Annotated in this window: 12 protein-coding genes; 1 reads left to right on the top strand and 11 read right to left on the bottom strand. The window is 38.3% G+C overall.

Annotated elements, in window-relative coordinates; all coding sequences use genetic code 11:
• Positions 1–4: 4 nt before the first annotated feature.
• A complete protein-coding gene (locus RCJ95_RS18440; protein ID WP_446722610.1) occupies positions 5–1,390 on the bottom strand; it encodes an FAD-binding oxidoreductase in 1,386 nt (461 codons plus the stop codon).
• Between the two features lie 225 nt (positions 1,391–1,615).
• Here RCJ95_RS18440 and RCJ95_RS18435 point away from each other — a divergent pair, with 225 nt between their 5' ends.
• The gene (locus tag RCJ95_RS18435) at positions 1,616–2,341 is read left to right on the top strand and encodes a FadR/GntR family transcriptional regulator (RefSeq protein ID WP_221682788.1); all 726 of its coding nucleotides are present in this window, start codon (positions 1,616–1,618) and stop codon (positions 2,339–2,341) included.
• Between the two features lie 172 nt (positions 2,342–2,513).
• On the opposite strand, the gene rlmD is transcribed toward RCJ95_RS18435, so the two are convergent.
• The 10 genes from rlmD to RCJ95_RS18385 all read right to left on the bottom strand — a co-directional run bounded on the left by rlmD (position 2,514) and on the right by RCJ95_RS18385 (position 13,388).
• Positions 2,514–3,881 (bottom strand): 23S rRNA (uracil(1939)-C(5))-methyltransferase RlmD, encoded by a 1,368-nt coding sequence (rlmD, locus tag RCJ95_RS18430; protein ID WP_446722623.1) that lies wholly within the window; start codon positions 3,879–3,881, stop codon positions 2,514–2,516.
• A 109-nt stretch (positions 3,882–3,990) separates the two neighbouring features.
• Positions 3,991–4,113: a cytochrome bd oxidase small subunit CydS gene (gene cydS, locus RCJ95_RS18425; RefSeq protein WP_004225690.1), complete on the bottom strand. Its 123-nt coding sequence runs from the start codon at positions 4,111–4,113 to the stop codon at positions 3,991–3,993.
• Positions 4,114–4,126: 13 nt separating this feature from the next.
• Positions 4,127–5,152 (bottom strand): cytochrome d ubiquinol oxidase subunit II, encoded by a 1,026-nt coding sequence (locus RCJ95_RS18420; RefSeq protein WP_221682787.1) that lies wholly within the window; start codon positions 5,150–5,152, stop codon positions 4,127–4,129.
• Positions 5,149–6,495: a cytochrome ubiquinol oxidase subunit I gene (locus RCJ95_RS18415; RefSeq protein ID WP_016995190.1), complete on the bottom strand. Its 1,347-nt coding sequence runs from the start codon at positions 6,493–6,495 to the stop codon at positions 5,149–5,151. The genes RCJ95_RS18420 and RCJ95_RS18415 overlap by 4 nt, the downstream gene beginning before the upstream one ends.
• Positions 6,496–7,102: 607 nt before the next feature.
• Positions 7,103–8,017: a diacylglycerol kinase gene (locus RCJ95_RS18410; protein WP_004225701.1), complete on the bottom strand. Its 915-nt coding sequence runs from the start codon at positions 8,015–8,017 to the stop codon at positions 7,103–7,105.
• 72 nt (positions 8,018–8,089) lie between these two features.
• Positions 8,090–8,653, bottom strand: a complete 564-nt coding sequence (locus RCJ95_RS18405) for a thioredoxin family protein (protein ID WP_004225703.1) — start codon at positions 8,651–8,653, stop codon at positions 8,090–8,092.
• 157 nt (positions 8,654–8,810) lie between these two features.
• Positions 8,811–10,238, bottom strand: a complete 1,428-nt coding sequence (gatB, locus tag RCJ95_RS18400; RefSeq protein WP_009374262.1) for an Asp-tRNA(Asn)/Glu-tRNA(Gln) amidotransferase subunit GatB — start codon at positions 10,236–10,238, stop codon at positions 8,811–8,813.
• A 1-nt stretch (position 10,239) separates the two neighbouring features.
• Positions 10,240–11,703, bottom strand: a complete 1,464-nt coding sequence (gene gatA / locus RCJ95_RS18395; RefSeq protein WP_004225706.1) for an Asp-tRNA(Asn)/Glu-tRNA(Gln) amidotransferase subunit GatA — start codon at positions 11,701–11,703, stop codon at positions 10,240–10,242.
• A 24-nt stretch (positions 11,704–11,727) separates the two neighbouring features.
• On the bottom strand, positions 11,728–12,015 hold the full coding sequence (gatC, locus tag RCJ95_RS18390) for an Asp-tRNA(Asn)/Glu-tRNA(Gln) amidotransferase subunit GatC (protein ID WP_004225708.1): 288 nt from the start codon (positions 12,013–12,015) through the stop codon (positions 11,728–11,730).
• A gap of 233 nt (positions 12,016–12,248) precedes the next feature.
• A complete protein-coding gene (locus RCJ95_RS18385; protein WP_004225709.1) occupies positions 12,249–13,388 on the bottom strand; it encodes a CamS family sex pheromone protein in 1,140 nt (379 codons plus the stop codon).
• Positions 13,389–13,486: the final 98 nt, after the last annotated feature.

Raw genomic sequence — 13,486 nt, 5'->3', positions numbered from 1 at the left:
CTTCCTATATTTTTATTTTCAATATTTTATTCGGATTGAAAAGTGTGTGAGGGTCAAGTGCTTGTTTAATCTTTTCCATCACTAGAAGTGCTTTACCGTGTTCTTTCTCTTGATATTTCTGCTTACCAATGCCCACACCATGTTCTCCTGTACAAGTTCCTCCTCGTTCAAGTGCATACATCACAATCAATTCATTCAATTCATCAGCTTTCTTTATTTCTTTTGGATCATTCATATCAATCATTAATAATACATGGAAATTGCCATCACCAACATGTCCAACAACCCCACCTGTAAGCGCTAACATATCAAGTGCTTCTCTTGCATGTTCTATAGCACCTGCTAATTCGGATATCGGTAAGCAAACATCTGTTACCATTAGTTTTTTTCCTGGGTGTCCATGGACATAGGCGTAAGCTAAATTATGGCGAGCTTCCCATAGCTGATTTCGGGCTGCATTATCCATCTCAAATTCAATATTTTCACAATTATGAGCCTCTACAATCTCTTTCATAAATTCTACATCTTGCCTTAAGCCAGCCTCATTCCCCTCAAACTCTAAAAATAAGGTTGGTTGTTCCTCATAAGCTGTTTGACTATACAAGTTCACTTGCTTCATTGAGGGTTCATCTACAAGTTCGACTCTTGCAATGGGAATTGCCGCTTGTAGAATACTCACCACTCCTTCCACAGCATCATTCACTGTTTTGAAGGACGCTCTAGCAGCCATTACACATTCAGGAATACCATAGACTCTTAACGTCAATTCAGTAAAACAACCAAGTGTTCCCTCAGACCCAACGAAAAGCCCATTTAAATGATAGCCTGATGAAGATTTTTCTGCTAAATTTCCTGTATGAATCACTGTTCCATCTGAGAGAACAACTTCTAAATCTCGAACTTGATCGCGCATAGTTCCATATTTAACAGATGTTGTCCCACTAGCATTTGTTGCCGCCATTCCTCCAATTGTTGCATCTGCTCCTGGGTCTACAGTGAAAAATAATCCATATTTCTTCAATTCTTTATTTAACTGAGAACGCGTTACCCCTGGTTGAACTTTCACAAGAAAGTCCTTCTCTCTAACTTCTACTATTCTGTTCATAAGTGAAAAATCAATCGTTATCCCATGATTATAAGGGATGACATGTCCTTCTAAGCTTGTTCCTCTTCCAAATGGCACTATCGGTACTTTGTATTGATTTGCTATGTTAATTATTTTACTCACTTCTTCTGTCTTTGTCGGAAACACCACAATATCAGGAAGACTGGCGCTATGATAGGATTCATCACTGCTATGCTGTTCTAAAATCGTTTGATTGATTGTCACTTCAATTTCTGGAAGAACACTTCGTAGAGCCATCACTAATTCTTCATTTGTAGTAATCATTTTTTCCTTCCCCTTTTACTCTCATAGTATTTTGAGTGTTTAATTGATAAATTTATATGTCATACCAATTTTCTATATTCTTTTAATTGGTCCAACCTTTTTACATTGTACTAAATATTCAGAAAATATCAACTATTAATTTTTTTCTTAAATTGATAAACATGCTGTATTTCTGTATGATTAAAGCGTTTATAGTACTATGTATTTAAGGTGGTGAGATAGGTAATGCCTCAACCAAAGAAAAAAGCATATCAAGTTATCGTTGATCAAATAAAGGAATATTTTTTAAATGGTGAATTACAGCCTGGGGATAAACTCCCGACAGAAAGAGAATTAGCAAGTCGTTTTAATGTCAGTCGAACATCGGTGAGAGAGGCACTTCGAAAACTTGAAATAAAAGGATTTATTGAAATTAAACAAGGCAGTGGTAGCTTTATTAAAACTGCTGAATCCCATACTTTAAGCGAAGAGCTTTCCTCTACAATAATAAATACTGAAAAAAAATTAATTTATGAAATGTTGGAACTTCGCCAAGCACTTGAAGTAGAGTGTGCCTTTTTAGCTTCACGACGAGCTACTTCTGTAGACTTAGAACGAATTAGCAAAGCATTAGACATGATGGATCAAGGTAAAAATGATGTAGAATTAGGAATTCAAGCAGACCTAAGTTTCCATCTTAATATTGTACTTGCTTCACATAACTCAATATTTTTACAATTATTTCAAACCCTTAGTGAGCATATGCAAGATACAATCCGAGCTACCCGTAGACAACGCTTGGAAGATTCGGAACGAACGCAAGAGACCATCGATGAACATAAAAGAATTTACTTAGCCATCGCTTCTGGAGATGCGAACCAAGCTAAGCAACTCATGGAAAACCATATCACGCAAATAAGACGAGAATTGACAGAGTCTCTTTTAAGTCATATTGGAGAAAAAAACAATTAAAACCCTAGATACGCATAGATGATATGTAGCATATTGAAATTAATGAAAAAAACTCGGATTCGTATTTGATCGAATCCGAGTTTTTATTGATAAACAAATAAAAAAGATTATTTTAACTGAAATCCGTCCTAAAACGATAATTTTTTATTGTGTAGGTGAGTTTAGTAATGTGTTAGTCGTTTAACTTCAACCATGCTACTGCTTCACAATGCGTCGAATGCGGGAACATATCCACTGGCTGGATTTCCTGTGTGTGATAGCCGCCATCCTCTAAAATGCGAAGATCGCGTGCTAGTGTGGCTGGATTACAGGATACGTAGACCACTCGTTTTGGTCGTTGCTCTAGAATAGTAGTTAGCAATGCTTCATCGCAGCCTTTGCGCGGTGGATCAACTACTAGTACGTCTGCTTCCTTGCCTTCTTTATACCATCTTGGGATAACTTCCTCTGCTGGGCCTGCTTCAAAATAAGTATTTGTAAAGCCATTAAGCAGTGCGTTGCGTTTGGCATCTTCAATCGCTTGTGGGACAATTTCCACGCCCATGACGGTCTTTGCTTTTTGAGCAAGGAATAAAGAAATCGTACCAATTCCACAATACGCATCAATGACACGTTCATCTCCCTGCAAGTCAGCATAATCTAGTGCTTGCTTGTAGAGGACCTCGGTTTGCTCCGGGTTGACTTGATAGAAGGAACGAGCAGAGATTTCAAAACGTACGTCACCAATAGTATCAATAATAACGTCTTTACCCCAAAGGTTGATTGTGTCATCACCAAAAATCACATTGGTTTTCTCACTATTCACATTTTGCATAATCGATGTAACGTTTGGCACTAGCTTTTGGATTACTGCAATAGCTGCCTCTTTTTGTGGGAACTTTTTCCTTTTCGTTACAAGGACAACCATGACTTCGCCTGTTGCTCGTGCTTTACGAATAACGACATGACGCAACATGCCTTCATGTGTATGCTCATTGTAAGAGCGAATACCTAACGTTGCTAATTCCTTTTTCAAGCCTGCAAGAATTGCATCTGCTTCTCCTGTTTGAATTAAACAGCGATCCATATCCACAATGCTATGCGTTTTTGTTTTATAAAAGCCTGCAATCGCTTGTCCTGCTTCATTTTCAGAGAAAGGAATTTGCGCTTTATTACGGTAGTGCCAAGGTTCTTTCATACCTTTTACTGGGTGAACAGGTGCATTAATTTTACCAATCCGCTGCATTACATTGCGCACCATATTTTCTTTCCATTTTAGCTGCCCCTCATAGGATAAATGCTGTAATTGGCAGCCGCCACACTGCTTGAAGTAATCACATGGAGCTTCAACACGGTCTGGAGATGGCTTGATAATATCTATTACCTTTGCAAAGCCATAGTTTTTTAATGTTTTTAATACATGGATTTCGGCTGTTTCGTTTGGCAGTGCGCCTTGTATGAATAGTGGATAACCTTCAACCTTTGCGACACCATTGCCATCATGCGTTAGATCTTCTATATAAACTGAAAGTCGTTCGTTTTTTTTCACGGGTGCTGACATTCGTACATCCTCCATTTCAATCTCCTTATTGTAGCATGTGTTGGCGAATGAAAAAAGAACAAGACTTGGCTGTTGCGTGTCTCTGCTAATTAACTTGAAAAAAGAGTCGCTATTCGCGACTCTTTTCCTGCTCTTTTGTAATATGATAATCCCTTGGTGCCCACCAAAATGCACACAAGATCCCCAGAATGACGACAATAAAAGGTGCATAAAAAATTAAAAAACTTTGCATATGTGCTTTCCTCCTATGCGTGATTGTCTTCTTTTCCTGTCACATATTTTTTATTGAATAAGAATAGTTTCATCAATAAATAAAGTGAAGGAAGAAGAAGACACAGTCCTAAAATAAATGCGATAACTAAAGCGATCGCCATTTGTGTGCTTGTAAAGCTATCGTAAATGGTTAAATACGGATACAGTAGGTATGGATATTGAGCTATTCCATAAGCAAAGAAGGCTACGGCAAATTGAGCAATCAGGAGCCCAACTGCAAGTCCGTACTTTTTACGCATGGCAATGAGTACGACTGTGACAATAAATAAGACAGCTGAAATCGCAAACATCCACCATAAATTTACCATATGACTGTAGCTCTCTGGATTGATGGATTTCATTTCATACATAATGCCTAGCGCACTAATCATTAGCGGTGCTGCCCACACAAGAGCATATTTTCTCATCAGTTTCGTTGCTTCGATATCATTTGCTTTATGCGCATACCATGTTAAAAATACGGCTGAAATATACAATACAGCAGCGATACTTAGTACCACAATGCTCCAAGCAAATGGACTTGTATATAAAGTCCAGTAGTTCAGCACAGGCTGCCCATCAATTACATCAACATACCCTCCACCAGCAATGGCAAAGACAACGGATAAAGAAGCGGGAATTAATAAACCTGCTACACCATATGTCAGGGTATATCCGATATGGCCTCGTGTACCATACGATTCAAAGGCATAGTAGGAGCCCCGAATTGCCAATAGTACAAGCGAAATACTAACGGGCACAAGTAAAATCGTTCCGTAATAAAAAGCGGTTTGCGGGAAAAATCCTACGATTCCTACAAAGAAGAATACTAAAAAGACATTGGTAACTTCCCAAACAGGCGATAAATAACGTTTAATAATATTTGTTAAAATATGATTTTTTCCAATAAGTAGGCTGTATGCATTAAAGAAGCCAGCACCAAAATCGATTGATGCGACTATGACGTAGCCAAATAGGAATATCCATAATACTGAAATACCTAAAATCTCTAACGTCATAGGATGTCACCGCCTTTTTCAGAGTGGCGATCTTCAATCTCGCGTTCGATTGGGTTCTTTTTAAACATTCTTACCAATACGACAATACTTCCCACTGCTAATACTGCATAGACTCCTGCGAATAAAAGCAGCATTAAATCCACATGGTCGCTCGTCGTAGCTCCCTCAGGTGTACGCATTAGTCCATAAAGTATCCATGGTTGACGTCCAACTTCGGCAAGCCACCAACCTGCTTCAATCGCAATAATTGATAGTGGTCCTCCCGCTACGATAATCCATCTATACCATCGTGAATGAATAAACTGCCAGCCCCGTGCTTTCCCTACAACATAAAGTAATGAAACTAGCACCATAAACATACCAATGGAAACCATGATATCAAAGAGATAGTGAATATAGAGTGGCGGTAGATCCTCTTCCTCAAATTGATCTAAGCCGATTACCTCTGCATTAGGATTAAAATGTGCAAGAATGCTTAAAGCATACGGAATTTTAATAGCATATTTAACTTCTTCTCCATCTAAGACACCAAATAATACAAGTGAAGCCTTACCTTCTGTTTCAAAATGCCATTCTGCTGCGGCTAGTTTTTCGGGTTGATATTCGGCTAAGTATTTTCCTGAAAAATCTCCAATCACAGCGGCTGCAATGGAGAAAATCAAGCCAATTTTCATTAATAAAAGTAGTGATTTTTTATGGTATACATGCTTCGAGCCCTTTAACATCCTAAATCCTGCAATAGCTGCTAGCACAAATGCCGATGTCATGTACGCTGTCACAAGTACATGTGCAACCTTTGTTGGCATGGCAGGGTTAAACATTGCAAGAAAAGGTTGAATATTAACAAGTTCTCCATCTACGATATCAAATCCTCTTGGTGCGTTCATAAAAGCGTTAACGATTGTAATAAAGACTGCTGACATCGATGCTCCGACAGCAACAGGGATTAACAGAAGCATATGCTTTTTCTGACTATCAAAGCGATCCCAAGTATATAAATAGATGCCCAAGAATATCGCCTCAAAGAAAAATGCAAACGTTTCCATAAAAAGTGGTAACGCAATTGTTTGACCAGCGAGTTGCATAAAATTAGGCCACAATAATGATAGTTGTAAGCCGATTGCGGTTCCAGTTACTACACCGACTGCTACAGTAATGACAAAACCACGGGCCCAACGTCTTGCCATTAAGATATAATGTTCATCATTCTTTTTATACCCAGTCCATTGGGCAATCATAATCATTAACGGGACACCCACACCAATTGTTGCATAAATAATATGGAACGATAATGTTAACTCCGTTAATGCTCGGCTCCAATAGACCGCTGATTCATTAATCATCTCATTGCCCCCTTAACTTCCAAATATTCTTCCAAGAATAGAAAGTAGCATAATGATTGCAACACCAAAGCTTAGCCATATAAGCTTCTTTTCTTGTGACTTATACAAAGGCAACACTTCCTTTCCCTTATCCATACCCCCATTTTCCACTATTCCAACGAAAAAAACCTTAATAACGGACCGAAATTTCAGTCTATTATTAAGGTTTCAAATTTTGTTCAAGTAATATACGCACATTTGCCAAACATTTTTCTAATTTCATTCACAATCTTACTTTTAGAGCTTAGTTTATGGGATTTAATCAGTTTTATTCTAGTGATGGAATTTTAAGTTAAGAGGATTTGGAGTGGTATCCTTACCTTTTAGAGCGCTTTTTACTTCCTTTGGAGCGGCTTCCTCACCTTTTTGATCACTTTTCACTTCATTTGGAGCGGCTTTCTCACCTTTATGAGCACTTCAATCGCCTTCTCTAGAGGAGTCCTCACCTTTTGAAGTGTTCTAACTAGACATCTTTTCGAGTGACGTCACCTAACTTCAAGCAACCAATCATATAGAAATACAAAATAAAGCTCATCCTCAATAAAATCGGATGAGCTTTTCGGGTTCATTAAATACGGTCTTCCTCTCGAATATCTGCGAGTGGAACAAAGATTTCGATGTGACGCTTTAGGTTTTCAAATGTAGCGGGAGCGTCTCCGCCATATTCGCCATCGAGATTAAGGTGGACCTCATTTTCTGTAGTAACTTTGACAACGCTAGCTTTTTTGTAGATGACACGATCATCATTTAAATGTTCGCCTCTTAATGCCATAGCAGCTAGTTGAATAAATTCAGGAAGACTTACCTTCTTTAGCACTATTAAAGTAAAGTAACCATCATTAATGCTTGCATCAGGAGCTAGTTTTTCAAAGCCGCCTACTGAATTCGTTAACCCACATAGGAACATCATAGCGTCGCCATCAAATACTTCGCCATCATATTCAATGCGCATATGTGAGGCTTTGATGGATGGAATCATCTCAACTGCCTTTACATAATAGGCTAACTGACCAAGCATTGTTTTCATTTTGCTTGGTACTTCGTAAGTTAGCTCTGTAATACGTCCGCCAGCAGCAATATTGATGAAATAGCGTTCCCCATTTAAGAGACCAACATCCACTGGTAATGTGTCGCCTTGAATAATAATGTCTACTGCCTCTTCAATATTTCGAGGGATATGCACGGCACGGGCAAAATCATTTGTAGTGCCCATTGGAATTAGACCAACTTTCGGACGGTTTTCAAATGGACTTACACCTGAAACAACTTCATTTAATGTGCCATCTCCACCAACTGCGATGATGATATCAAAACCGCGTTCTACCGCATTTTTTGCTGCAAGCGTTGCATCACCTTCACATGTTGTTGCGTGACAGGATGTCTCATAGCCTGCTACCTCTAGTTTTTCCAACACCTCTGGTAGATGTTTCTTAAACACTTCGCGTCCAGATGTAGGATTATAAATGATTCTTGCTCGTTTCATAACATACCTTCCTGCTTCATAAGATTCTACTTCATTCAACGATTTATAGGTTGAAATGTTGCAATACTCTTGTTATTTTTGTAATGCTTCTGTTACTTGCTTCTTAAAGTCCTCATAAACATATGTCCAATATGTTTGATTGGAGATATTTTCCTCACGAATTTCTGCATAAAGAGTCTTTTGTGCCTCTTCAAAGGTTGGATCTTCTTTATCTGGTAAGCTTGCTCGTTTCGTTACGACGAACTCTTGTAATTCTGGTGCACGTGGTCCCCATTTTCCAATCACATCTCCTGCATCATCTAACAATAGATAAATCGGAATTGCACGGCCACCGTTTGTTAAATAACGATCAATTAGCTCTGTATCAGCATCACGGAAAACGGTACGCATATCTAATCCTGCTGCTTCAGCAATACGACGAATAATTGGATTATTTAACATTGCGTCTCCGCACCAATCCTCTGTAATTGTTAAAATTTTAGGTTGTTTTTCTTTTAATAACCCGATAAAACCATCGTTTGTTGGTACTTCAAAGCCATCATAAATACGAAAGCTTTCTTCTTTTAACGTCGTCATGTTCTCCATATATTGTTGTATTGATATAGCTTCATTAAAATACTGTTGTTCTGTTTTCATTGGCTCGTCCCCCTTATTATTGTCTATTCTATATTTTGCTATGAATACTCTTTTTAAACAACTATTAAGTTTCGTAAAATGCAAATTTGTTACATTTTTGAAAATTAATAGCCGAGGGAGCAATGAAGCTCTCTCGGCTATTATGTTACAACGAGTATTATCGTTTGGCAATTTCTTGTTGTAATAATTTATTAACCATTGGTGGGTTAGCTTGACCTTTTGTTGCCTTCATAATTTGACCAACTAAGAAGCCAATCGCACGGTCTTTACCATTTTTGAAGTCCTCGATAGATTGAGCATTGTTATCTAAAACTTCTGTTACGATTGCTAGTAATGCACCTTCATCAGAAATTTGCACTAAGCCTTTTGCTTTCACAATATCCTGCGCAGAGCCGCCATTTTCTACTAATTCAGCAAATACCTTTTTACCGATCTTAGAAGAAATTGTACCGTCCGTGATTAATTTCACCATTTCAGCAAGGTTTTCTGGTGTTAATGCAGTATCTTTTAGATCTTTTTGCTCTGCGTTTAAATAAGCAGAAACATCACCCATTAACCAGTTAGCAGAAAGCTTAGCATCTGCCCCCTTTGCTACCATTGCCTCAAAGAAGTCTGAGATCTCTTTAGAGATAACAAGAACTCCAGCATCATAAGGTGTTAAGCCTAGTTCTTCAACATAGCGTTTTTTACGAGCATCTGGAAGCTCTGGAATTTCAGATTTCACACGCTCTAACCATGCATCATCAATTGAAAGACGAACTAAGTCTGGCTCTGGGAAGTAACGGTAGTCATCTGTTCCCTCTTTAACACGCATTAAAATTGTTTTACCTGTTTTTTCATCAAAACGACGTGTTTCTTGCTCAATCACGCCACCGGATAATAATACATCTGCTTGACGTAATTCTTCATGCTCTAAACCACGACGAACATAGTTGAAGGAGTTCAGGTTTTTAAGCTCTGTTTTTGTACCAAATTCTTCTTGACCATAAGGGCGAAGAGAAATATTGGCATCACAACGTAGTGAGCCTTCTTCCATCTTACAATCAGATACGTCAGTATATTGAATAATCGATTTTAATTTTTCAAGATATGCATATGCTTCGTTTGGTGTACGAATATCTGGCTCAGAAACGATTTCAACAAGCGGTGTTCCTTGACGGTTAAAGTCAACTAGTGAATGGTCACCAGCATGTGAAAGTTTACCAGCGTCTTCTTCCATATGAAGACGCGTGATACCGATACGTTTTGTATAGCCGTCTACTTCAATATCGATCCAGCCGTTTTTACCGATTGGTTTATCGAATTGTGAAATTTGATAAGCTTTCGGATTATCTGGATAGAAGTAGTTTTTACGGTCAAACTTTGTTTCTTGCTCGATTTCCATATTGAGTGCCAGTGCTGCACGCATAGCGAAATCTACTACATTTTTGTTCAGGACTGGTAGGACCCCAGGATAGCCTAAATCGATTACTGTTGTATTTGTATTTGGTTCAGCACCAAAGTGAGCTGGTGCTGGTGAGAAGATTTTTGAGTTTGTCTTCAACTCAACGTGTACTTCTAAACCAATGACTGTTTCAAAGTTCATGTTATTTTCCCTCCCACATTTGAGGAACTTCTTTATGGAACTCAGTAGCTTGTTCAAAAGCATGAGCCACACGGTAAATAGTTGCTTCATCGAAATATTTACCAATTATTTGTAAACCTAGTGGTAGACCGTTTTCAAAGCCACAAGGAATTGAAATTGCTGGTACACCTGCTAAGTTCATCGGGATTGTTAAAATATCGTTTGCATACATTGTCATTGGATCATCAACATTTTCACCAATCTTGAATGCTGGTGTTGGAGCTGTTGGTCCAATGATAACATCAAAGTCTTCAAATACTTTATCGTAGTCTGCTTTGATCAGTGTACGTGCTTGTTGTGCTTTTTTGTAGTACGCATCATACGTACCTGCACTTAGTGAGTAAGTACCTAACATGATACGTCGTTTTACTTCATCACCAAAGCCTTGAGCACGTGTTTCTTTATAAAGGTCCATTAAATTTGTCACGTTTTCTGCACGGAAACCATAGCGGATACCATCGAAACGAGATAGGTTAGAAGACGCTTCAGAAGAAGAAAGGATATAGTACGCAGCTAGTGCATATTTTGAGTGAGGAAGTGATACCTCTTCTACAGTAGCGCCTAAGCCTTTTAATACCTCTAATGCTGCAAGCACTGATTGACGAGCTGCTTCACCAACGCCTTCACCAAGGAATTCTTTTGGCACAGCAATACGTAAGCCCTTAACATCACCAGTAAGAGCTGCAGCGTAATTTGGCACCTCAACATTCGCAGAAGTCGAATCATTTGGATCTAATCCAGCGATAGCTTCTAGTAATAGCGCATTATCTTCAACATTGCGTGTAATTGGTCCAATTTGATCTAGAGAAGATGCGAATGCAACGAGACCAAAACGAGATACACGACCATATGTAGGTTTCATCCCTACAACACCACAGTAAGCTGCAGGTTGACGGATTGAACCACCTGTATCTGATCCAAGAGAGAATGGTACTTCACCAGCTGCTACAGCTGCTGCAGATGCACCTGAAGAACCTCCTGGTACGTGGTTTAAGTTCCATGGATTTTTTGTTGTTTTATAGTATGAGTTTTCGTTTGAAGAACCCATTGCAAATTCATCCATGTTTAATTTACCAACTGTAATCATGCCAGCTTCACGTAGCTTGTTGACAACAGTTGCATCATAGATTGGCATAAAGCCTTCTAGAATTTTAGAGGCACATGTTGTTTCTAAGCCTTCTGTTACGATGTTGTCTTTCACACCGATCGGTAGACCGAATAATGGTCCACGCTTTTCAAATGGTACTTTATCCATTTCAGCAGCTTGAGCAGTTGCTTTTTCTTCGTTTGAAGCAAGGAATGCTTGTACATCGCCATCAAGCTTTGCAATACGCTCGTATGCTTCTTTCGTTAAGTCAGCGATTGATAAGTTACCCGCTTTAATTTCTGCTTGTAACTCCTTAGCTGAACGTTCAAATAGCGTCATGAGGAATCCTCCTATGTTTTAGTATTACATGATAGCTGGTACTTTTACTTGACCATCTTCTTGTTCTTTTACGTTTAACATCATTACTTCTCGGTCTAAACCTTTTACTGCTACATCTTCACGCATTACGTTCACTAATGGTAAAACGTGCGTTGTTGGTTCAACATTTGTTGTATCCAGTTCATTTAACTGCTCCGCAAAGTCTGTAATTTTGCCAAGCTGTTCAGCAAATTTCTCTGCTTCTTCTTCTGTAATTGCAAGACGTGCTAAATTTGCCACGTGCTTTACTTCTTCTTTTGTTAATTTAGCCATTTTTCACACCTCCGAATACTTGTTCAATTCATTGTTTTTATTGATAACAATAGGGTTGAATAAAGTTAACCATGCCAATAATCATAACATTTTTCATTTTAAAAATCACAACTTTCACTAAAAATATAGAAACTTTCACTACTATAACAAAGTGTTGTCTCTATCATCCTGTTGTGTTCCTCTATTTCAATCCATTACCATAAAAAATATAGTCAGCACAAAGGCTGACTATATTAATCATAGATATGCACGTAAGGGTCCTTGTCATTGGCCTTTTTGATGATTAATGCCTCAGGACCATTCACTGAAGTAACACTCACTTCCACATGAATATTATCAAATTGATTGATTAAAATCCCTGTTAAATATTGTGTAAATCCTATTATCTCTGCTTTGCCGAAAAATTGGATTGGGATTTCAATCGAAAGATTTTGTATTTGTTTATTACGATAGAAACCAGTACCGATCACACTTGTATAGTTAGAAAAATATTTATCAACATCTTGTTTGAAGTTCTTGAAGTTATTATTGACATCTCGGTATACATCTTGTGAATCATCTGTTGGGAACAAGACGTAATTTTCATCTATACCTTCCCAATCAGCGATGCTGTTCTGCCCAGCTTTTGCTACACCATAGCTAAAGTATGTCCCTGGAATAATTTGATTACGGGCTTGCTGCTTAAACAAACCGACCACAATCGGTACATCCTTTAACTCTTCACGTGAACGTAAACGAGAAACGATTTCAGCAGCCATTTTTTTGCCTTGCTCAATAAGAGTAGACTCTGAAATTGGTTCCTCGTAATATTCCCCATACTGTTCTTTTTGATAATAATAGATAGAATTTAAGGCAAGACCGATTGAAATCCCACCTAGTTTCACTTTATTATCCTTCGTTTTTGTTAAGTAGTTTTGCTCTACAATATGGGATAAATAAACTGGAGCCTTTGTTGCTCGCTCCTCAGGTGTCATTGTGTCTGTTGTCGGTGGATTTAATCCATCCTCTGTTTGTGAACTACGAGCAAGCCAAGAGCTTACTGTACTTTCAGCTAAATATTGACCTTCTTGGAAGTAGTAGTTTTCTGTGTCGAACTCATTTTGAGATAAACGCATTAAACCTGATTCAACTTCCTTCATATCATATTTCGTATAAATGTTAGAAACCACTAGACCTCTACTTGCACTCTCTTTATAAGGGATAAGCGTCTTATAATAAGATTCATCAATTTGTATGCTTGGAATAATTGTTGTTTCAGCTTTTTCTTTCTGTTGCGTTTCCTGTGTAAGCTCTGTCTCCTTCTTGTCAGAAGGCACACAGCCGACTAGCATTGCAGCAGCTACGATTGCTGGAATGAGTCGAAAAGACTTCATTATTTAGTGCTCCTTTACTAATAGTCAATTTTAGGTCGACGAAACTACTCGACGCCTTGATGTAACGATTGTGCACCAGATATCGCTTCCTATTCATA

It is taken from the genome of Lysinibacillus sp. BSL11 (assembly GCF_052928325.1).
The sequence above is the reverse complement of the archived record's forward strand: the minus strand, read 5'-3'. Positions and strand labels throughout refer to the sequence as shown.